Consider the following 21,331-nt stretch of genomic DNA (forward strand, 5'->3'; position numbering starts at 1 on the left):
TTTACTTGCAGGAAGTAACAGTACCATCTTCATTGACTTGACATTGTAATGGGGAATCCGCTGGCAGTATAAGATCTACAACCGGTGTATTTTCACAGGAAATAAATGTTAATTTAGTATTGTTTGTTAGATCTGCAGAAGTTACTCCAGTATTGGAGAATGTAAGTGTCTGCAGTTCTGTAAAATATTCGATACCTTGTAGACTTGTTAAAGAAGAATCTTCTGGTGCAATGATTGCAATCACACTAGAAAGCTCTTCTCCACTGAGCTCTCCATTGCCATCTTTATCAAAATTCTTTTGAATATATGTACGAAATAACGTATCTGGAAATGTTGTTTCATCTAAAGCAATCGCATCCTTGGCAGGCTGTTGATTCGAGGTATCTTTGACTGCTTTCAACTGTTTCTGATGACTTTTCAGATAGATACCACCAAACGCTACAACAACACCAGCTAACATGAAGCAAACAATGATGGATACAATTTTTCTTTTTCTTTTTTCATTCTGCTTCTGTAGGGAAATGACATGCATTGCCTGTGTTTCTGCAGGCATGTCACGATCAATATGAATAATCCCTGTATCTTCAAAAATATCACGGTCGGTCTTGCTCATCTGATCCATAGCGCGTGTAAATTCTTCTTCACTAGGTCCATCATTTATTTCTTCTTTGATTGTAGAAAAATCTAGAAAATCATCATTCTGTTCGTTCTTTTTTTCACTCATACTTATTTCCTTAAAAATGGACTGTTTTACCAGTCCATACGTTTACCATGCTACATAATAATCTGTTGTTCCTGCAGGACAGCCTGTATCCAGAACAATACATGTTCCCTTAGAACATGGGAATGTTGTGCCCTGCGGCATATCACTTGCGGCAACAACGTAATTATCACCATCTCGATAGAAACCTTCAGAATCCAATGTCCATGTAGGTGTCAGATAATGATATAAAACATTGGAAGAATAATATGTTTCTCTTCTTCCACCATAATAATTCACACCAGATGCCTTTGTTAAGGATCCACTAGAACCCATAGAAGCAAATAAAGCAGAATAATCTACAGCAGCTACAACAGGAACAGGTGTCTTTTCATCTTTCACTTGATCCTTTAATACATAGCCCTTAACACCATCAAAATCAACTTCATAATATGAATAGTCATTTGTACCAACAACATGTAATTCATCATCCGTTGTTTTCGTGAAGATTGTTGTAGATTCTTCCTGTGGTAATTGCTTGACTTCAATATCACTATCCGCATATTTGATTTCATCTACTGGATTAAAAATATCTTCATGACTGCTCGTCAGCTTATTGACATTTACATAGCCAACTTTTCCACTAGGTGTAATGATCTTGCAGAGCTCACCTTCCGCACTTAACAGCTGCACTTGTGTTCCTTTTCCATCTGTTTCAATTGTGGAAGAAACATTTGTGCCATCTTTTAGAATATTTGCTTCACTTGTCAGATACATTGTCTGTTTATCCGTATCTACAAGCTGCGTAAAGTCAGCAGATACTGCATTTGTATATGACTGGGAATTTGAAAATTTGAAGTTCCCACTTGCATCAACATTTAAACCACTTAAAAAGAGAACAGCTGCAGTTACAGGCAACATTGTAATAAATCTTTTCTTCATATTTGTCCTCCTTTTTTTTATACGCTAGAATGTATTCTACACAATTTCTTAAGATTAATCAAACTTTCGCATCATTAACACGAAATCACATAATCTAAAGAAACATCATATGATTCTACTTCAATTTCATTGACGCATTGTTCATAAAATGCGATACCAGCTTTGTATCTGCATTCTCTTAAGATAGAATCATAATACCCCTTTCCATACCCACAACGATGAAAAGAAAGATCATAACAGGACAATGGAACAATCATGAAATCAATGTCTTTTAAATCTGCCTTGTTTTGGCTGTATGGCTCTAATACATGAAATGCACCTTCCTGTAATTCAGAAAATGATGAAATGTAGTAAAACACTAATGTATTTCCAGTCACTTTTGGAACACAAACATGTTTATGATTTTCAAAACACCATGCAAGAATCTCAAATGTATCTACTTCATCTTTCATTGATACATAGCATCCAATCACATTTACCTTCTCCATGTATGGTACCAATTTTAGAAATAACGAATGTGATCTTTGCTTTCGTTGTGAAGAAGGAATTAAAGATCTCTGTTTCTGTCCATATTTTCTAGCATCCATTTTTTTCATGCAACCATCATAAAAGCATTGTAGAAAAACTACAATGCTTAACAACTTAACCGATAGAATTTGTAAAATCGATTTTCATCAGCTGATTCAATTCAACTGCATATTCCATTGGAAGTTCTCGTGTAAATGGTTCTAAGAAGCCCATAACGATCATTTCTGTTGCCTGTGCTTCTGATAAACCTCTACTCATGAGATAGAACAATTCATCTTCAGAAATCTTAGAAACCTTAGCTTCATGTTCAATGGTTGCAGAATCACAATCATTGATATTCAGTGGAATTGTATCAGATCTGGATTTGTTATCAAGAATCAAAGTATCACATTCAATCTTTGTACGAGAATTTTCTGCCTTTGGTGTGAAACGGATCCAGTCTCTGAAATTCGTTACACCCCCATTACGCGAAACTGATTTTGAAACAATAGAAGAAGTTGTATGTGGTGCTAAATGGATCATCTTTGCACCTGTATCCTGGAATTGATTTTTAGAACCTACCGCAATGGAAATACATAAACCATGTGCATATTCTCCAGCAAGAATACAAGCTGGATATTTCATGGAAATACGAGAACCGATATTTCCATCAATCCATTCCATTGTTCCGTGTTCTTCAACCTTTGCACGCTTTGTAACAAGGTTCAATATATTGCCACTCCAGTTCTGTACAGAAGAATATCTGCATTTTGCACCTTTTCCAACAAATACTTCTACAACAGCCGCATGCATGGAATCCTTTGAATATTGCGGTGCAGTACATCCTTCTACATAAGAACATTCAGCACCATCATCAACAATGATAATAGATCTTTCAAACTGTCCCATAGATTCAGAGTTGATTCTAAAATATGACTGCAGTGGTTTTTCAAGTTTGACACCCTTTGGTACATAAATGAAAGATCCGCCAGACCATACTGCACTGTTTAATGCTGCAAGCTTATTATCACTTGCTGGTACGATTGTAGCAAAATACTTTTTAAAGATATCTGGATATTCTTTTAATGCAGAGTCAATATCAAGGAATAGAACACCCTTTTCACGTACTTCATCCAGCATATTGTGATATACCGCTTCAGATTCATATTGTGTTGTTACACCTGCAAGGTATTTTTTTTCTGCTTCTGGAATACCTAATTTTTCAAATGTATTTTTTACTTCTTCCGGTACATCTTCCCAACTTCTTTCTGCTTCATTACTTACTTTCTTATAATATGTAAAATCCTGGAAATCAATTTCAGATAAATCTGGTCCCCAGTTTGGCATTTCCATCTTTTCAAATTGATGAAATGCTTTAACTCTGAACTCACACATCCATTCTGGTTCATTTTTCCACGCGGAAATCTGACGAACGATTTCTTCTGTCAGTCCTTTTCCTGTTTCAAGAACCGTCTTGACATTATCATCATGAAATCCATATTTATAATCATCCTGTGAGGCAATCACATCTGTGTTCTTTTCTTCGCTCATTCTTTTTCCTCACTTTCATGAATCATCTGATCGATTGCTTTCCAGCCAATCGTTGCACATTTGATACGATTTGCCTGCTTATAGACATTCTTTAATGCTACTGCTTCTTCCAGCACATCAGGATCATATTCTTTTGCATCAATCATATTAAAATATTGATGAATGATAGCTTCTGCTTCTTCTACAGTTTTTCCTTTTAAAAGATCTGTCATCATAGAAGTAGATGCTGTGGAAATCGTACAGGCAACCCCATCAAAACGAATATCTTCAATTTTTCCATCTTTGATCTTTGACTGAACTGTAATATCATCAATACAGCTGTCAGAAGCCATATGTACACTTTTATAATCAGCTTCTTCTGTCAATTTATGATTATGTGGATACTGGTAATGATCCATGATCAGCTCTCTTAGAATTTCAGGATCATTTAACATATCATTTGTATTACTCATCAATATAACTCCTTAAAAGAAAATTCCAACACAATTTTCTAATGTAATTTCTTTACATGCTTCAACAAAACGATCAATTTCTTCTTTTGTATTGTAGAAATATAAAGAAGCACGAATTGACTGATCTGTATGAATAATGTTATGCAGAATCTTAGCACAATGGTTGCCTGATCTAACCGCAATATTTTTACTTGCGAGGAATCCAGCTGCATCTTGTGCAAATACACCTTTTGCATTGAAATCAATTGGTCCATACAGATTATCTGGATTAATGATTTCAATATTGTCTAGCTGAGACAGTTTATCAATTGCATATGCACGCAATTCTTTTTCATATTCATGAATATTATCCAAACCAATGGAAAGAAGATATTGAATTGCAGCACCTGTACCAATCACACCTTCTATATTGGGTGTACCAGCCTCAAACTTTACAGGAGTATCTTTCAAAAGCATTTCTCCATCTTTATTGAATCTAGCATTCATATCTCCACCATAGAATACTGGTTCCATCGCATCCAGCAGTTTCTTTTTTCCATAGAGAATTCCTACACCAGAAGGACCACACATCTTATGTGCGGAAAATCCTAAGAAATCAACATCCAGATCTTTTACATCAACTTTCATATGTGGAACAGACTGTGCACCATCAACAATCATATATGCGCCATAGGAATGTGCAATTTCACACATCTCTTTCACTGGCTGAATCGAACCTAGTACATTTGTTACTTCTGCAACAGAAACAACTTTGACACCTTCGTGCATTGCTTTTTTAAAAGTATCAATTGTAATATTTGCTTCATTATCTGTTTCGATGTATTCAATATTGATACCAATTTCTTTTTGTAAAGCAAACCATGGCAATACATTACTTGCATGTTCTGCATACGTAATCAATACTGTATCACCTTTCTTCAGCATTGGCTTTAAGCCAAATGCAATCTGGTTCAGAGAATGAGATACATTATGTGTATAGACAACTTCATCTTTATCACAATGAATCAATTCAGCAACAAGATTTCTTGTTCCGTCATAAAGTTTGTCATTTATTTCAGCAACACGATAATCTCCACGATGAACGTTGGATGTATGTCTGGCATAAAAATCACCCACAGCATCAATCACGCATTGTGGCTTCAGACTTGTTGCGGCAGAATCTAGATAAACAAGATCTGGATTATTCTCGATCATTGGAAAGTCTTTTCTGATTTTGTCTACATCTAACATAATTCATTCAACTTCCTTTCCATTTCTTCTTTCAGTTTTTCTTTGAGAACATCATTATTCAATGTATCTGTAATAGGCATTAAATATCCTGTAGAAATCAATGAAGTACATTGCTTTACAGATAATCCACGACTCATCAGATAATACAGCTGATCATCGTCTACTCTGCCAATACTCATTGCATGAGAAGCATTGACATCATTTTCATCAATGAGCAATTCCGGAAGAATTGTTGCATGTACACCTTTTTCAAATGACAATGCACGAGAAGTCTGATGAGATTGTGAACGACGTGCACCTTTCACAACTTTACCGATTGCATCAATCATTAATTCCCCTGTCTTTAATACAACAGAATAATTCTTCATATCACCATATGTATGTGGTGCATAGTTAACAACCTGCATACGATAGTTTTTCTTGCAGTCAACTAAAGAAGCACTTGTAACAAGTGCAGAAGCACCTTCCTGTCTTAATGCAACAAATGTATTTCTCATTGTTGCGGCACCATTACATTCAACATATGCGACGGTTACATGTGCGTTCGCTAATACTTCATGAGATTCATCTACATGAATTTCACTCTTCGCAGCATTCCAGAACAGATACGCTACATTTGTATTGCTTTCAGCAAATGTACGAATATTTATTTTTTTAGCATTTATAATGCGGATGTATACATCACTATCTTCTTTCGCAAAGAATGTCAGTTCAATATCACGCTGCGTATCAATGACATATTCACTGTATCCTGCAGGAAGAAGTACATCCATATTTACATGGATCTGTTCCATTATTTCTTTCCTGCACTTTCTGCAGCAGTACGAACTGCACATGTACCAATACCAGTAGAAACTGTTCTTACATTGTTCTGTGCTTCTGAAGCAGGCTGAACGTTATATTCCTGATAGATCCAGTCATAACCTTCCTGGTCGATCTTTTCAGCTAATTCTTCTCCACCTTCCACAACGATTTTTCCATTAACCAGTACGTGTGTGAATTGTGGCTTGATTAACTGGTAGAATCTTTCATAGTGAGATACAACGATCATACTCATATTTGTTTCATTCTTCATCTTATTCAAAGCATCCGCAACAATACGTAATGCATCAACATCAAGTCCAGAGTCAATTTCATCCAGCATACTCAAAGTTGGCTTTAACATTTCCATCTGTACGATTTCATTTCTCTTCTTTTCACCACCAGAAAAGCCTTCATTCAAGAAACGGTGTGCAAGATCTTCTTTCATTTCCAGATCTTTAATTGTAGATTCCATTTCTTTAATGAACTTGAATAAAGAAATTGGCTGTTCTCTTCTTACATTCATAGCTGCACGCAAGAAATCAGAGTTTGTAACGCCTGGAATTTCCTGTGGATACTGCATTGCAAGGAACAATCCAGCAACGCTTCTTTCATTGACTGGCATTTCAAGAATGTTCTTTCCATCATATGTAATAGACCCTTCTGTAACGATATATTTAGGATTCCCCATAATTGCGGCAAGCAGTGTTGATTTACCATTTCCATTAGGACCCATTAAAGCATGGACTTCATTTTCATTTACAGTCAGATCCACACCTTTCAGTATTTCTTTTCCTTCAACTTCTACATGAAGATTTTTAATTTCCAAAGTTTTCATAAATACACTTCCTCTATTCGTTTCCGTTCGTTATTTTATCATTTTTGGAATTAGATGTCTTGTAATGTGTTCACTTTCTTGTTCATATAACCTTCACATTGTTAAAATTGCTTTTCAAGAGTGCTTGCAATATAATTAATAAGCTTATTTTAATAGGAGGATTTATGGGTAAATTCTTGAAAAAGAACTGGTTTGTAGTCCTTGTCGCTACATTGTTTATCGGTGTAGTTGGATATTACATCTATGATACAAACAAAGGAAAGCTCAAAGGCAAGAAAGCAAATGGAGAAGATGTTGTATATGAAATCAATGGCAATGATACAACTGCTTCTGCATTCTATGATGAATTATATTCATCTAACGGAACTAGCAGTGCTGTTGCTTTATTCAAACAGGCAGTTGCTGATGCAGACGTTAACACAACAAGTGAAATGAAAGACAATGCTAAAAAACAGGCAGAATCAATCAAATCCAATTACCAGTCTAACTATGGTTCCAGCTATGAATCATATTTAGCAAAAGACTTGGCTTCTACAGGTTTCTCTGATTTAGAAGAATACTTGATTGAAGCTCAGAAGATCAATTCTATTACTGCTGATTATGCTAAGAAGAATTTTGATGACCTCAACATCAGACAGGTATCTTACATTCTGATCAAGTATGAAGATACTTCTAATCCAAGTGCTGAAACAACAGACGATGAAAAGAAGAGAATGGCTGCTGTTGATGAAGAATTAAAGAATGGTACTGATTTCGCTACAGTTGCACAAGATCATTCTGAAGACTCTTCTACAGCAAGCAAAGGCGGTAATTTAGGTGTCATTGATAAAAATACAACTTCTATTGACTCAACATTCTTATCTACTTCCCTTGCATTAAAAGAAGGTGAAGTATCAGACTGGGTAAGAAGTGATTCCTTTGGATACTTCAAAATCATGTGTACAGCTTCTACGCAGAAAACTCTAGAAAGCAATAACACAGACACTGATCCATACTTATCCCTTGTTCAGCAATACGACACAACTTTGGAAAATACAGCTATTTGGAAAAAGGCTCAGGAATTAGGTATTGATTTCAAAGGAAATGATGACATTGAAAAGGCAATCAAATCTGCATTCAATGTAACAGATGATGCAGACAAGAAATCAACAGAAGCTACTGCAACTCCAGAAGCTACAACTACTCCAGAAACAACTGCGACTCCAGAATCAAGTGCAGAAAGTGAGGCTAACTAACATGAAAAACACAAGAAATCTATTATTAGCATCCCTTCTATCTTTCTCTGTTTTAGCAGGATGTTCTGATGCACAGGCAAAATTAAAGGATTCTTCCACAGCTCTATTCTCTGTAGGAAAGAAGACAGTGACAAAAGGTGATCTGTATTCCAAGATGAATTCTACTTCTGGTGCATCTGTTGTTACAAATAACGCTACAAAGCAGATCAGTGCTGCTGAAATTGAAGTTACAGATGATATGAAAGAAAGTGCTGAAAAGACACTGAAATCATATAAGAGCATGTATGGTGATACATTTGCTTCTTATCTAGAAAATGTCAATATGACTGAAGATGAATATCTAAACAACTTTTTGATTCCATCTTTACAGGCAGAACAGTTACCAAAGGCATATCTCGAACAAAACTGGGATAACGTTGCTAAACTATATACACCACGTAAAGCTACGGTATTGGAATTCACAACAAGTGATGATGCCAAGGCTGCATTGAGTGAATTAAATGACGGTTCTAAGACTGCTGCAGAAGCAGCAAGTGGTCATAACTCTTCTTCTACTGGTGAAAGCAAGATCTACACAATTGAAGATACTGATCTTGATTCTATTGTTAGAAGCTGCATCAATTCTAATACTCCAGATGATGGATGGTCACAGGTTCCAGCAAGTGATGGAAGCAAGTTCTATGTTGTTAAGGTAGATGACAATAATCCTGATAACTTCAAGGATGAATGTATTGCTTCTCTTGTATCTGTTTCTCAGATCAAGTCAGATTCAACAACATATTTCTTCAAGAAATATAACTTCCATGTGTATGACAAAGTCATCTATGATGCTCTTGAAAAAGACTATCCTGATTACCTTGTACAAGATATGAAAGATACAAGTACATCATCTTCTAAAGATTCATCAACAAACGAATAATGCATTCAAAAAGAGAGATTCATTCTCTCTTTTTTTATTGTAATGCTATAATTATTTTATTCATTGGAGGATTTTATCATGTGTATTTTTTGCGATATTATTTCTGGAAAAATTCCATCATCTAAGGTGTATGAAGATGACGATGTACTGGCAATTTTAGATGTTTCTCAGGTTACATTTGGACATACACTCGTCATGCCTAAAAAACATGTTGCGGACATTCTAGAAGCAGATGAAGAAACAGTTGTTAAATGTGCAAAAGTCATTTCTAAATTATCTAAGCAGATCGTTCATAATACAGGTGCTGCTGGATGTAATGTATTAAACAATTGTGGTGAAGTTGCTGGACAGACAGTTCATCACCTCCACTTCCATATCATTCCTAGATATTCTGAATCTGATGCAGTATGTTTTCAATTTAATGAAAGTGAAAAGCAGGATTTAGCGAAAGTATTAGAAAAGGTCAAAGGTTGATGTATGCCTACCGCTTTATATTATCGACATGATCCATTTGCCCCAAAGCCAAATCAGCCAACACGTTTTGGAAGTGCTGTTGTTGTTTCATGCAAAGGACAGATTTTACTGGAGCATCGAAAAGATAATTTTCGCTGGGGTGTAATTTCTGGTGATATCCATGATACGGAATCCTTTCTGGATTGTGCGATACGTAGAACAATTGAAGAAACAGGAATTCATTTAAAGAGCAGTCATGTACATGTTCTTCAATTATTTGATGATCCCAGCAGAATTGTTTCTTTTCTGGATGGCAATATCTATCGTGTTGTACATATGGCATATGATTCACAAATCGATGAATTTCCTGATACAAAAGTATCAAAACAGTCGATTGAACTGAAATGGGTCGATCCTATGGAACTGGAAGACTATGATATTGTTGTGACACACCAGGAAATTCTGGAACAATACTTTATCAAATATAATATTCCAAATACATTAAAGAAAAGCATACGAGAGCAGTGAAAAACTGTTCTTTTTTCATCAAAAAAAGACTCATTTCGAGTCTTATTTACACTGCAGTCTTTCAAGCATGACATTCTGTGCCTGATATTCAATGGTGTCATCCAATGGTTCTAAAGTAACTTCACCATAACGTTTCTTTAAAGCACGCTTTAGAATCGCATCCGCAATATCTGGATTTTTAGGAAGTAAAGGACCATGCATATATGTAGCCAGTACCTGCTCATTCATAAATCCTTCAAATCCAGAATGCATTTCATTACCATGTCCAGATAATACTTTCGCAAATGGTGTGGATACATTCTTTGTCTGCCCGCCATGATTTTCAAATCCAACGGCTTTGAATGTTTTACCATCCATTGTTGTTTCCACCGCAATATTACCAATACATCTTTCATCACGATTTCCCGCAACTGTATAGTAATCAAAGAATTTCAATCCTTCAATCACATTTCCATCCTGGTCTTTATAATACTGACCAAATAACTGATATCCACCACATATCAAAAGAAAAGCTGTTTTGTGATCCATTGCAGTCTGTATCGATTGTTTTCTTTGAAGCAGATCCGCAAATATGAGATTCTGTTCTTTATCTGCCCCTCCACCAAGGAAGAACAGATCATATTCATCTATATTCTTTTCTTCACCAATCGTACATGTATCCAACTGTACTTCAATACCTCTTTTTTCTGCTCTTCTTCTAAGAACTTCTGCATTTCCTTTATCTCCATACAGATCCATCAGATCATGATACATCCAAAGTATTTTTAGATTCATTTTCCTTCACTCACCTTTCTTAAAATGGCACGTGTAGAATGGAGTGCTGTATATGTTGCGATAACATATGATTCTAGATTGGCATCATTCAGCCATTCAATTGCCTTTGTTGCATTCTCAATCACAATGATACGATCTTCTAATCCTTCGTATTTTAAACGCAAAGCCATATCATATGCACGTAATCCAGAACAGACGATACGTTTGACTTCAGGAACGTTTAACCTCTCAAAATGCGCATCCCAGATCCAGGAAACGTCATGTCCATCCTGATCATTATCATTTAGAAAGATACAGATATTTTTATCTCCAGGGCGCGCAATGATATATTTCATTACTTCATTTGCACCAGTAGGATTTTTTACAAGATTGATAACAGATGGCTTCTTTAACTGATATACTTCATTTCTGCCTTCTTTCATGACAAATGATTGAAATACTTCATTTGCGGCATTAAAATCAAGCTTCAGCGTTTTCATAACAGTTAACGTACATGCACAGTTATAAATTGCGTAGATACTGTTGATAAAGTTATGATACTTCTTGTTTTCAACAGTAAATGTTTCATTCTTATAGTCGATTGCATTCACTTCAATATCTGGATGGATTGTTCCAAAACCATCACTCTCACATATGAATCTACCAATATGAGAATATTGATAGTAAGAATATTTCAATGGTTTCCCGCATCTAGGACAGAATTTACCTTCACTCGCTTCATCTGTTTTATCCTTACTGACTTCATTACGATCAACACTGAACGTATGGATACGTGCCTTTAAAGCAGTATCCTGAATACGCAATGTATTTGGATCATCTCCATTTAAAATGATATCTCCTGTGAAATCTTTTGTGACTTCCTGAATCTTGCGAATGATTGTTTCCATTTCTCCAGCACGATCCAGCTGATCTCGGAAAAAGTTATTTACAACAAGAATCGTTGGATGCAGGTTTTTAAATTGACGATACAATGTCAATTCATCTACCTCAATCACTGCTGCATCTCCCTGAACTTCATAATTAGAATTTGCATTTGATGCAAGCAATGTTGCAATTCCAACATTTAAATTATCACCTCTACGATTGTTAATAACTTTTAGACCAGCTTTCCTTAAAGATTCCGCAATTAAGTTGGAAGTTGTTGTTTTTCCATTTGTTCCAGTCACAAGCACAACGATTTCTGGCATTTTAAACTTCTGAATAAAGTCTGGATCCATTTTCAGTGCTAGTTCACCTGGAAAGCTGCCACCTCTGCCTGCTTTTTGAAGTAAAGCATGTGTGATTTGAACAAGCTTTAATCGAATATCCATACTGCCCTCCTATTTGTGTTTATAAAACTGACGGTTTTCAAACTGAAACATACGAGATGTCCATGTTCCTGGTTTGATTGCATCTAATGCCATCTTTAAGGATGTTAATCTTGCATCCATGTTATCAATCAGATACAAAGCTTCTGCTTCAATGATCATTGGAGCTACAGGTGAACCATATTCCATCTTTCCATGATGTGAAAGAATCATATGATGCATCAATACTGTTTCTTCACGCTCCTGTACGCCAAGCTTTTCACTCACTTCACTCAGCCATGCATTGGCAAGTGAAATATGTCCTTCCAGCTTTCCTTCCAGTGTATATTCTGTTGTAACAGGACCAGATAGTTCTGCTGTTTTACCTACATCATGAATCAATGCTGCAGATACAAGCAAATCACGATCTAATTGAGGATAATGCTTGCATAATTCATCCGCAAGTATTGCCATGGATAAGGAATGATCTGACAATCCACCCTTCCATCCATGATGGATCTTGCTTGCGGCAGGAAATGTAAAGAATTTATCTCCAACATAGGACAACATGCCAATGACAAGTTTTCTATAGACATCATTTTGAATGGAATCAATCAATGACTGTGTTAAACTTCTTCTTTCAACTTCGGAATGGTCTGAAGAGATAACAAAATCTTCCAGATTATATTCATCTTCACTGATTTCTTCTACGTGATTCATACGTAACTGTAATTTATCTTTATAAAGCAACACTTCAAAACTGAATTTCAAAATCTTTCCAGCTTGTATAAGTGCCTGTTCATTTTCTTTTACATCCCAGAATTTTCCATCAATTGTTCCTGTTTTATCTTGTAATGTTAAAGATAAATATGGGGAACCTTTTGATGTTGTACCATTCTTGACATCTTTTACAAGTAATGGCTGCTGTAACTTCATATGTTCTTCAAATTCATTGATTTTGACCATTCTTACCACTCCATTTCATCTATGACTACATATATATCTTCTATTGCATATCCTTGTGCCATGCAATAACGGAATACGCGATTTTTCAATTCTGTACCCTGATATTTCTTTTCATATCTCTTTTTTGCTTTCACACAGCATTTAGATAGATTATCAAGTTCTTTATTTTCAATTCTTGTATAATCCATTTTTTCAGATACACTTCTAGCAATCTGTGATGAATATCCTTTCATCACTAAATGATTATATACGTAATTCTTACTTTTTTTAACAGAATCATTCTTGCAGGAATTCAATAATTTTTCAGCATATGCAATCGCATTCTCTTCTTCATCATCTTTTCTTGCATTTAATGTATCTACGATCATTTCATATGGAATGCCTTTTTTTACCAGTGTTTTAATGATTTTGTCATTTCCATTAAACGCCGCTTTTAAAGAAGATATCTGATCTTCACAATATCTTGCGTCATTGATGTAGCCTTTATTTTCCAGCTTTTCAATGATGCGATTGATCATATAGATATCACATTCTGTATTTTGTGTCAGCCAGTCATAAATTTCTTTTCTGCTGCGATCTTTATAAGCAAGTTTTCTTAAACAGCTCTGATACGCAAGTGCACCACATTGACGTTCTACTAAATCATCTACCTGCTTCTTTGTCAGTAATCCATTCTTGCGCATTCCCAGGTTGTAGTAATCATCTAAAGATACCTGGATTCTTCTTTCATCGTGTTTATCTGAAATTAAATATAGCTGTACAATGCTTTCTTTCACTTGAACATCCACGATTGTATATTGGTTGTGATACTGCTTGATTGTATTTGTATACACATCCATGACTCTTTCATAGAAAGTTTCAGAAGAATATGGCTGCACACACGCAATACAGTTCTTCTGCATCTGTTCATATTCTTCTTTTGTTAAATGCATAAAACGTTCAATATATTCTACAAGATCGTTTTCATCCTTAAAAAACCATCCTGTCTTATCTGGAAGTAATAAATCATCCAGTACTTCATCATATCGTGCAAATAAAGGCAAAGAAGACGCAAGAGCTTCAATAAATGTCATTCCCTGTGTTTCAGATAAGGAAGCTGAAATAAATGCATCTGCACAATGATATAAAGCTGGGATATCTTCTCTGTTTTTCGCACCTGTCATCACACAGCTGTCTTCAATACCAAATTCCTTGATCATTGCAGATAAACGATCAAAATCTGGCCCGTCACCAACAATCATCATTTTAATATTGATCCCTTTTTGAATTGTATTCGCAATTCCTTTTACAACAATATCCAATGCTTTCTCTTCCGCAAGTCGACCGACATATATGATAATTTTATCTTCATCTGTAAAACCATACTGTTCACGAAGTGCATGACGGCTAGATGGATCAGCATTTTCACTGGAAAACTTATCCAGTTCCAGACCCGTTGGAATGACTTTGATTTCTCTTCTGACATGATAGCTTTCAAGCATTTCTTTTGTCTTCATACTTGGGGCAATCACTTCAATAGAAGAATCTCCATAAAGACGAGAAAGTTTTGCAACACCAACCTTTGCAATTTCATCAACTTTACGAGAATTAATGAAGTTAACATAATGTGTATAGTCTTCATATGTCGTATGATACGTAGATACAAGTGGAATCTGCAACTGCTTTGCACAGATTCTCGCAAATAAACCAACACCGAATTCTGTCTGTGCATGAATCACATCCAGATTCAACTTTCTAATTTCTTCCAGTGCAGAAACATGAAAAGGAGATGTCATAACATATCCATATAAAAACTTGAGCTGAACACCTGCAAGTCTTAATACTTTATGATCATCATCCCATTTGTGTTTTCCACTGCCTTTATATGTTGTCACAACAACGACATCATGTCCATGCTTTTCAAGTTCATTTCTTAAGATGGAAGTAGAAGCGGCAACTCCATTGATCTGTGGCGGATATGTATCTGTAAATAACGCAATACGCATTATTCATCACCTTCTTTCTCATATTCTTCTAGTGCCTGTTTTGTATAGGTCACTGGCACACCTTTTGTAAGCGGAATGTCTTTTCTTGCTCTAGCATACAAGAAAACAAAACTGCCGATAATCAATACCTGATAAAACGTAATCATTCTCCATAGAAGCATGATTGATGCAGATTGTGTCTTTGTAAAAATTGTTGAAAACATCAAAATGAAAGTTGCTTCCGTTCCTCCAGAAGAACCAGGCATTGGTAAAAAAGCATTGACCATCGCTACAAACGAAGACAAAGCAACCATATTAAAGTACATGTCCATTGTAATTGGAATTTTCAAGACACATGCACAAAGGAAAGGAACACTGTAATAAATCAATAATCTGACAAGATCTTCCACTGCTAAAAATGCAATCAGTTTCTTATGTGTTCGTAATACAACAATTTCTTTTGAAAACTGTTCTAATTGCGTATTCAATTGTGCAAGTGTTTTTTCCTTATCTTTTACAATATGTAATTTACATCCAATCTCTATTCCAGAAGTCGTCAGCCATTGGTAGAATCTTGGAGAAATTGCCAATATCCATAAAAACACTATAATCGCAGCACCTACTAAAAATCCCGCAATAACAATCAAAAAATATTGTGAATAATTGGAATAGAAATATGGAAATTTCACTAAAATCAGAAATAGTACAAAAGAACACATTGTCGTCTGGTACACAATAAAATCAAGCCATAATACACCTATTGAATTACTGACGGGAATTCCCTGCTTTCTAAAGATATACCCTTGTGCTACCTGTCCACCAGAAGCACCTGGTGTGATATTATTGAACAATCCCGCAACATAGGAATTCACAAATCCTTGTTTATATGTGTAATGGGGATGCGTTAATTTGCATTCTTCTGCTAGACCAACCCCCAAAAGAAAACGTTCAAAAACCATCAATAAAACAATCAATATCAATCCTGTAATATTGACAGATTTCAATGTATCTAATACTTTTCCACCATCATCTTTCAACGTAAAAAACAATACACCACCAGCTAAGGCAAATATCAAAAAAATATTAAATATTGTATTACTAAGCAAGCTTTTGATCTTTTTCCACATATGAATATTATACCTTTTGATAACTTATCTAAGCAACTTAGATAAAACTACTTCATCATATCTTAATGATTCATTACAAATTCATAAACTTCTTTTAACTGTTGTCCAACAGATTCAATTGATCTTTCTTCTACAGTCTGATAGCCTGCATTTGTTAGATCCTTCAAATCTCTTTCTACAACACCACGAATTTTTTCAACAAATTCATCATTATTGCTACCCATATAACAATTCTTTCCATCTTGCAGCCATGGATGGAATGCACCAATGTCTCTAACAACCGTTGGACATTTACCAGCTAGAGCTTCTAGTACCACAATTCCTTCTGTTTCTTCATAGCTTGGGAAAAAGAAACAGTCTGCATCACTATATGCGCCTTCAATAATGCCGCCTTTCACGTATCCTGGGAAAATCAGATTTGGAATTTCATTGTTATCTACAAGATCACTCATTTCCTTAGGAATGATCAAACGACTTGTATCACCAAACCAGATGAATTTATAGTCAGGAAGTCTTTTTGCAACCTCTACAAAATCTGGCAGTCCTTTTCTTTGAAATAACAAACCAACACCAATCACAACCTTATCATTTGGCTTTAAAGAAAAGTATTTACGGAATGCTTCAATCTTATCAGGATCTCTTTGATAACGCTTTAAATCAATTCCATTGCTTACCGCAAAAATAGGAAGCTGAATACCATACCTTTCTAATATCTTTTTGGAATACGGTGTTGGCGTAATCAAAGCATCTGCCTGTGTATATAAATGCATCAGCCATTTCTTTACTGCTGGTGAAATCGTATTGGACAACGTAAAACTGTTTCTGAAGTCTTCTTCTGTAGAATGTGCATGATAAATGACTTTCTTGCCATGTTCTCTTGCATTTTTTACGATTGCTTCAGAATTCATATAGTATGTATTGATATGTAGAATGTCATAATCAGGACACCAAGGGTCCGTTGTAAATTCAATTCCAGCCGATTCTAAAGCTCTTTGTTGATGCTTAAAAGCTCTACCAATACCAGATTTAGAAATTACACTTTCTCCTTCAAAATATAAAAGTATTTTCATCTAAATAATTATAATTCAAACAGGCATAAAAAAACAGATACTCACTAGTGTGAGTACCTGTTCTTCAGGATATCTTAAGAATTATTCTTCTTCCTGCATCTTAGCCTTAACAATCAACTTGTTGAGACGTGTCTGTGCATCCTTCTTTGTCTTTTCAAACATTTCGTGAGCAGCTTCCTGTCCCTTGAGTCTTGGCAAGTTAAAGTAACGAGCTTCTGCCATCAAGAAGGATTCAAACTTAGACCAGTCAGGTGTCTTAGTAGAGTCAATCTGTAATGGTTTTTCAAGTCTTGGGTCGAATCTGTAAAGTGATGTATAACCACAAGCAACTGCATCCTTCTGTCTAGTTGGAGCACTGATGAGACCACCCTTGATACCGTGTTCTGCACATGGGCAGTAAGCGATAATAATAGATGGGCCATTGTAGCTTTCAGCTTCCTTGAATGCCTTGATTGTCTGCATCTGGTTTGCACCCATAGATACGGAAGCAACATAAGCTGTTCCATATTCCATGAAGATCTGACCAAGATCCTTCTTAGCTGTTGGCTTACCACCTGCAGCGAACTTAGCGATTGCAGAGTAGTTTGTAGACTTAGAAGCCTGACCACCAGTATTAGAATATGTTTCTGTATCAAGAACAAGAACGTTAACGTTCAGGTTGTTAGCCATAACGTGGTCTAATCCACCGTAACCGATATCATATGACCATCCGTCACCACCGACGATCCATACAGACTTACCAACAAGGTCTCTTTCCATTTCAAGTAATGGCTTAACTGCTTCAACACTAGAAGCCTTAACAGCAGCAACTAATTCATCCTTAACAGCACGCTGAGCGTTTCTGTCTTCCTTAGCATCAAGATACTTAGTGAATGCTTCCTTGCAAGCTGGTTCAACCTTATCGATGTTTTCTTCGATGATACGTAAGATTCTAGCAGACTTTGTAGCCTGTGCTACAGCCATACCAAATCCATATTCAGCGTTATCTTCGAATAATGAGTTAGCCCAGGCAACACCATTTCCATCAGCATCTGTTGTGAATGGGTTAGATGGAGTAGCAGAGCAGTAAATCATAGAACATCCAGTAGCGTTAGCTACGATCATGTCTTTACCAAATAACTGAGATACTAATCTGTAGTAAGGAGCTTCACCACATCCTGGGCAGCATCCAGATACTTCAAAGTATGGCTTTTCAAGAGATACACCAGCAACTGTGTTGCCATTGCCATATTGTGGCTTTTCAGGTGTCTTCTTGTAGAGGTAATCAGCTACAGGTTCCTGCTTTGTCTGTGTTGCAATTGGCTTAGCAACAAGAGCCTTTGGATTTTCCTTAGTTCCATCACCAACTGGACAAACTGTAATACATACACCACAACCTACACAGTTTTCAGTAGCAAGCTGGATTCTGAACTTTAAGCCTTCTTCCTTAGCCTTGCCATATAGTGGAGATGGATCCTTATATGTTAATTCAAATCCGTTTTCGTTAGCAATCTTGCTAGCTTCTGCACATTCTTCTGGAGTCATTAAGAATGGACGGATTGTTGCATGTGGACATGCGAATGCACACTGACCACACTGGATGCACTTGTCAGCATTCCATTCAGGAACATACGCAGCAATGTTACGTACTTCTCTGAATGATACGTCTTCCTTCATAGTACCATCAAGTAATTCAGGATCCATGAATTCAGAAACCTTCATATCATAGCCTTCAAGAGCATTGATCTTCTGAACATAGCCATCATAGTAAGCATCTCCTGTTTCAGCATAGAGAGCACCCTTACTAGATAGATTGCTCCATTCTGGCTTAACTGTTACTTCAACTAAACCAGAAGCACCCTTGTTAATAGCAGCAATGTTGTTATTAACTACATCTTCACCCTTACGAGCATATGTTGTACGAGCGGAGTCTTCCATGAGCTGTAAGCTCTTAGAATATGGCATGATCTGTTCATTTAATTTGAAGAATGCAGACTGAAGAATTGTATTTGTGTGAGTACCCATGTGAGTTTCACGAGCAATTGCGTTTGCATTGATAATATAGAACTTTGCATGCTTGTCAGCTAAGCCCTTTAACATTCTGTTAGGAAGCTTATCTTCTACTTCATCAGCAGACATTGTTGTGTTCAATAAGAATGTACCGCCATCCTTCAAATCACGAACCATGTCAAACTTGAATGCATAAGATTCCTGAGATGAAGAAATGAAGTCAGCCTTGTTGATATAGTATGGAGAATGAATTGGAGTAGGACCAAATCTTAAGTGAGATCTAGTTACACCACCAGCCTTCTTTGAGTCATAAGCAAAGTATGCCTGTGAATAAAGATCTGTGTTGTTACCAATGATCTTAACTGTGGACTTGTTAGCACCTACAGTACCATCAGCACCTAAACCATAGAATAAGCATGTAGAATAGTCAGCATCTACATGAATATCAACTGGTTCAAGGGATAGATTTGTAACATCATCTTCAATACCGATTGTGAACTCTTCCTTAGGAGCATCCTTCTTGAGTTCTTCATATACAGCGTTGATATCAGATGGGTTAGTATCCTTAGAAGATAGACCATAACGGCCACCAATGAATGTGATATCCTTATGATTTCTTAATGCATAGCATACATCTAAGAATAATGGTTCTCTTGTACCAACTTCCTTAGCACGGTCAAGAACAGCAATCTTCTTAACTGTTGCTGGTAATACATCTTCAAGATAGTTCTGAGCGAATGGTCTGTAGAGGTAAACCTTGATCAAACCAACTTTTTCGCCTCTAGCTACTAAAGTGTTTACTGTTTCTGTAATTGTATCTGTTACAGAGCCCATAGCTACGATAACTCTTTCAGCATCTGGAGCACCAACATATACGAATGGAGCATAGTTACGTCCTGTATGTTCAGAAACAGCCTTCATGTACTTAGCAACGATTTCTGGAACAGCAGCAAAATGCTTATTCTGTGCTTCTTCAGCCTGGAAGAAGATATCATCATTCTGGTTTGTACCACGTACAACTGGGTTTGTATGTGGGTTAAGAGCCTTCTTACGGAATGCTTCCAGCTTATCCTGTGGAAGTAAGCTCTTCAAGAAGTCATAATCCATAACTTCGATCTTATCGTATTCATGAGAAGTACGGAAACCATCAAAGAAATGCATTACTGGTACACTGCCATCAATAGCAACCAAGTGTGCAACACCAGCAAGATCCATACAATCCTGTACGGAGTGAGAGCACATCATAACGATACCTGTCTGGCGGCAAGCATAAACGTCAGAATGATCACCAAAAATAGATAATGTGTGTGTAGCTAAAGAACGAGCTGCTACATGGATTACACCTGGTAAAAGTTCACCCTTTAACTTGTAAATATTAGGAATCATTAATAATAGACCCTGTGATGCAGTGAATGTTGTTGAAAGTGATCCAGCCTGTAATGCACCGTGGATTGCACCTGCAGCACCTCCTTCTGCCTGCATTTCGACGACTTTTACCTTATCGCCGAAGATGTTTGTACGACCAGCTGTTGCCCAGTCGTCAACATGTTCTGCCATCGGAGAAGATGGCGTAATTGGATAGATACCGGCAACTTCCGTAAAAGCGTATGCGGAATGGGCTGTCGCAGTATTACCATCCATGGCTTCGAAAACCTTTTTGTTCTCTGTACTCATATGTCCTCCTATTTTTTTGCCATATAAATTATACTCTCTTTTGAAAACGTTTTACAAAAATTTTTATAATTTTGTACATATATTCACAAATATTATTTTAGTGAAATTACATTTTTCTCGTTCAAATAAAGCTTTTCTTCGTATTCTTTCTTTTTTCTAGAAATATTACATAACTGACCACCTGATTCAAAAAAGTTCAGAAATCTCTTTAGTGTCCGCTTTTTAGTACAATAAAATCATATTGCTGGATATACACTTTAACTGCGAGGTAAAAGTATATGTCTAAATATAAAGATAAAAAACCATCTATGATTGAATTTACTAG

General features: G+C 36.2%; 19 protein-coding genes. 4 read left to right on the forward strand and 15 right to left on the reverse strand.

Annotated elements, in window-relative coordinates:
* Position 1: 1 nt before the first annotated feature.
* The 8 genes from ACTND6_RS02420 to sufC all read right to left on the reverse strand — a co-directional run bounded on the left by ACTND6_RS02420 (position 2) and on the right by sufC (position 7,021).
* On the reverse strand, positions 2–724 hold the full coding sequence (locus tag ACTND6_RS02420) for a hypothetical protein (protein WP_178175809.1): 723 nt from the start codon (positions 722–724) through the stop codon (positions 2–4).
* 42 nt (positions 725–766) lie between these two features.
* A complete protein-coding gene (locus ACTND6_RS02425; RefSeq protein ID WP_178175811.1) occupies positions 767–1,642 on the reverse strand; it encodes a hypothetical protein in 876 nt (291 codons plus the stop codon).
* Between the two features lie 74 nt (positions 1,643–1,716).
* Positions 1,717–2,238, reverse strand: coding sequence for a 5-formyltetrahydrofolate cyclo-ligase (locus ACTND6_RS02430; protein WP_178175813.1), 522 nt, complete (start codon positions 2,236–2,238; stop codon positions 1,717–1,719).
* Positions 2,239–2,284: 46 nt separating this feature from the next.
* The gene (gene sufB, locus ACTND6_RS02435) at positions 2,285–3,700 is read right to left on the reverse strand and encodes a Fe-S cluster assembly protein SufB (RefSeq protein ID WP_441021663.1); all 1,416 of its coding nucleotides are present in this window, start codon (positions 3,698–3,700) and stop codon (positions 2,285–2,287) included.
* Complete coding sequence (gene sufU / locus ACTND6_RS02440; RefSeq protein ID WP_441021665.1) at positions 3,697–4,152, reverse strand: Fe-S cluster assembly sulfur transfer protein SufU; 456 nt, start codon at positions 4,150–4,152, stop codon at positions 3,697–3,699. The genes sufB and sufU overlap by 4 nt, the downstream gene beginning before the upstream one ends.
* 12 nt (positions 4,153–4,164) lie before the next feature.
* A complete protein-coding gene (locus tag ACTND6_RS02445) occupies positions 4,165–5,382 on the reverse strand; it encodes an aminotransferase class V-fold PLP-dependent enzyme (RefSeq protein WP_441021667.1) in 1,218 nt (405 codons plus the stop codon).
* Positions 5,376–6,176 carry a SufD family Fe-S cluster assembly protein gene (locus ACTND6_RS02450; protein ID WP_441021669.1) on the reverse strand — a complete coding sequence of 267 codons (801 nt, stop codon included), beginning with the start codon at positions 6,174–6,176 and terminating at the stop codon, positions 5,376–5,378. The genes ACTND6_RS02445 and ACTND6_RS02450 overlap by 7 nt, the downstream gene beginning before the upstream one ends.
* Positions 6,176–7,021, reverse strand: a complete 846-nt coding sequence (sufC, locus tag ACTND6_RS02455; protein ID WP_441021671.1) for a Fe-S cluster assembly ATPase SufC — start codon at positions 7,019–7,021, stop codon at positions 6,176–6,178. Before sufC ends, ACTND6_RS02450 begins: the two co-directional genes overlap by 1 nt.
* A gap of 164 nt (positions 7,022–7,185) precedes the next feature.
* On the opposite strand from sufC, the gene ACTND6_RS02460 reads away from it, so the two are divergent.
* The 4 genes from ACTND6_RS02460 to ACTND6_RS02475 all read left to right on the forward strand — a co-directional run bounded on the left by ACTND6_RS02460 (position 7,186) and on the right by ACTND6_RS02475 (position 10,156).
* A complete protein-coding gene (locus ACTND6_RS02460; protein WP_178175252.1) occupies positions 7,186–8,256 on the forward strand; it encodes a peptidylprolyl isomerase in 1,071 nt (356 codons plus the stop codon).
* Between the two features lies 1 nt (position 8,257).
* Complete coding sequence (locus ACTND6_RS02465) at positions 8,258–9,175, forward strand: peptidyl-prolyl cis-trans isomerase (protein WP_178175251.1); 918 nt, start codon at positions 8,258–8,260, stop codon at positions 9,173–9,175.
* 78 nt (positions 9,176–9,253) lie between these two features.
* Positions 9,254–9,649 (forward strand): HIT domain-containing protein, encoded by a 396-nt coding sequence (locus ACTND6_RS02470; RefSeq protein ID WP_178175250.1) that lies wholly within the window; start codon positions 9,254–9,256, stop codon positions 9,647–9,649.
* A 3-nt stretch (positions 9,650–9,652) separates the two neighbouring features.
* A complete protein-coding gene (locus ACTND6_RS02475) occupies positions 9,653–10,156 on the forward strand; it encodes an NUDIX domain-containing protein (protein WP_178175249.1) in 504 nt (167 codons plus the stop codon).
* Positions 10,157–10,198: 42 nt separating this feature from the next.
* Here ACTND6_RS02475 and ACTND6_RS02480 read toward each other — a convergent pair whose 3' ends face one another.
* From ACTND6_RS02480 to nifJ, 7 genes are all read right to left on the reverse strand, one after another.
* Complete coding sequence (locus tag ACTND6_RS02480; protein WP_178175248.1) at positions 10,199–10,930, reverse strand: glutamine amidotransferase-related protein; 732 nt, start codon at positions 10,928–10,930, stop codon at positions 10,199–10,201.
* A complete protein-coding gene (locus ACTND6_RS02485) occupies positions 10,927–12,240 on the reverse strand; it encodes a MurT ligase domain-containing protein (RefSeq protein WP_441021675.1) in 1,314 nt (437 codons plus the stop codon). Before ACTND6_RS02485 ends, ACTND6_RS02480 begins: the two co-directional genes overlap by 4 nt.
* 9 nt (positions 12,241–12,249) lie before the next feature.
* Entirely contained in the window at positions 12,250–13,182 is a 933-nt protein-coding gene (locus ACTND6_RS02490) for a 3'-5' exoribonuclease YhaM family protein (RefSeq protein ID WP_441021677.1), read from the reverse strand.
* A gap of 2 nt (positions 13,183–13,184) precedes the next feature.
* Positions 13,185–15,167: a glycosyltransferase gene (locus ACTND6_RS02495; protein WP_441021679.1), complete on the reverse strand. Its 1,983-nt coding sequence runs from the start codon at positions 15,165–15,167 to the stop codon at positions 13,185–13,187.
* Positions 15,167–16,273 (reverse strand): lysylphosphatidylglycerol synthase transmembrane domain-containing protein, encoded by a 1,107-nt coding sequence (locus ACTND6_RS02500; protein WP_441021680.1) that lies wholly within the window; start codon positions 16,271–16,273, stop codon positions 15,167–15,169. Before ACTND6_RS02500 ends, ACTND6_RS02495 begins: the two co-directional genes overlap by 1 nt.
* Before the next feature lie 62 nt (positions 16,274–16,335).
* Entirely contained in the window at positions 16,336–17,343 is a 1,008-nt protein-coding gene (locus ACTND6_RS02505; protein WP_441021682.1) for a glycosyltransferase family 4 protein, read from the reverse strand.
* An 81-nt stretch (positions 17,344–17,424) separates the two neighbouring features.
* Positions 17,425–21,006, reverse strand: coding sequence for a pyruvate:ferredoxin (flavodoxin) oxidoreductase (nifJ, locus tag ACTND6_RS02510; protein ID WP_178175242.1), 3,582 nt, complete (start codon positions 21,004–21,006; stop codon positions 17,425–17,427).
* Between the last annotated feature and the right edge of the window lie 325 nt (positions 21,007–21,331).

It is taken from the genome of Bulleidia sp. HCP3S3_C9 (genome assembly GCF_052064035.1).
In the GTDB taxonomy this organism is placed as follows: Bacteria; Bacillota_I; Bacilli_A; order Erysipelotrichales; family Erysipelotrichaceae; genus Bulleidia.

What these genes read in the sequence shown, in the direction of transcription:
- ACTND6_RS02420 (WP_178175809.1), bottom strand. Translation starts at nt 724, where the DNA reads ATGAGTGAAAAAAAGAACGAACAGAATGATGATTTTCTAGATTTTTCT.
- ACTND6_RS02425 (WP_178175811.1), bottom strand. Translation starts at nt 1,642, where the DNA reads ATGAAGAAAAGATTTATTACAATGTTGCCTGTAACTGCAGCTGTTCTC.
- ACTND6_RS02430 (WP_178175813.1), bottom strand. Translation starts at nt 2,238, where the DNA reads ATGAAAAAAATGGATGCTAGAAAATATGGACAGAAACAGAGATCTTTA.
- sufB (WP_441021663.1), bottom strand. Translation starts at nt 3,700, where the DNA reads ATGAGCGAAGAAAAGAACACAGATGTGATTGCCTCACAGGATGATTAT.
- sufU (WP_441021665.1), bottom strand. Translation starts at nt 4,152, where the DNA reads ATGAGTAATACAAATGATATGTTAAATGATCCTGAAATTCTAAGAGAG.
- ACTND6_RS02445 (WP_441021667.1), bottom strand. Translation starts at nt 5,382, where the DNA reads ATGTTAGATGTAGACAAAATCAGAAAAGACTTTCCAATGATCGAGAAT.
- ACTND6_RS02450 (WP_441021669.1), bottom strand. Translation starts at nt 6,176, where the DNA reads ATGGAACAGATCCATGTAAATATGGATGTACTTCTTCCTGCAGGATAC.
- sufC (WP_441021671.1), bottom strand. Translation starts at nt 7,021, where the DNA reads ATGAAAACTTTGGAAATTAAAAATCTTCATGTAGAAGTTGAAGGAAAA.
- ACTND6_RS02460 (WP_178175252.1), top strand. Translation starts at nt 7,186, where the DNA reads ATGGGTAAATTCTTGAAAAAGAACTGGTTTGTAGTCCTTGTCGCTACA.
- ACTND6_RS02465 (WP_178175251.1), top strand. Translation starts at nt 8,258, where the DNA reads ATGAAAAACACAAGAAATCTATTATTAGCATCCCTTCTATCTTTCTCT.
- ACTND6_RS02470 (WP_178175250.1), top strand. Translation starts at nt 9,254, where the DNA reads ATGTGTATTTTTTGCGATATTATTTCTGGAAAAATTCCATCATCTAAG.
- ACTND6_RS02475 (WP_178175249.1), top strand. Translation starts at nt 9,653, where the DNA reads ATGCCTACCGCTTTATATTATCGACATGATCCATTTGCCCCAAAGCCA.
- ACTND6_RS02480 (WP_178175248.1), bottom strand. Translation starts at nt 10,930, where the DNA reads ATGAATCTAAAAATACTTTGGATGTATCATGATCTGATGGATCTGTAT.
- ACTND6_RS02485 (WP_441021675.1), bottom strand. Translation starts at nt 12,240, where the DNA reads ATGGATATTCGATTAAAGCTTGTTCAAATCACACATGCTTTACTTCAA.
- ACTND6_RS02490 (WP_441021677.1), bottom strand. Translation starts at nt 13,182, where the DNA reads ATGGTCAAAATCAATGAATTTGAAGAACATATGAAGTTACAGCAGCCA.
- ACTND6_RS02495 (WP_441021679.1), bottom strand. Translation starts at nt 15,167, where the DNA reads ATGCGTATTGCGTTATTTACAGATACATATCCGCCACAGATCAATGGA.
- ACTND6_RS02500 (WP_441021680.1), bottom strand. Translation starts at nt 16,273, where the DNA reads ATGTGGAAAAAGATCAAAAGCTTGCTTAGTAATACAATATTTAATATT.
- ACTND6_RS02505 (WP_441021682.1), bottom strand. Translation starts at nt 17,343, where the DNA reads ATGAAAATACTTTTATATTTTGAAGGAGAAAGTGTAATTTCTAAATCT.
- nifJ (WP_178175242.1), bottom strand. Translation starts at nt 21,006, where the DNA reads ATGAGTACAGAGAACAAAAAGGTTTTCGAAGCCATGGATGGTAATACT.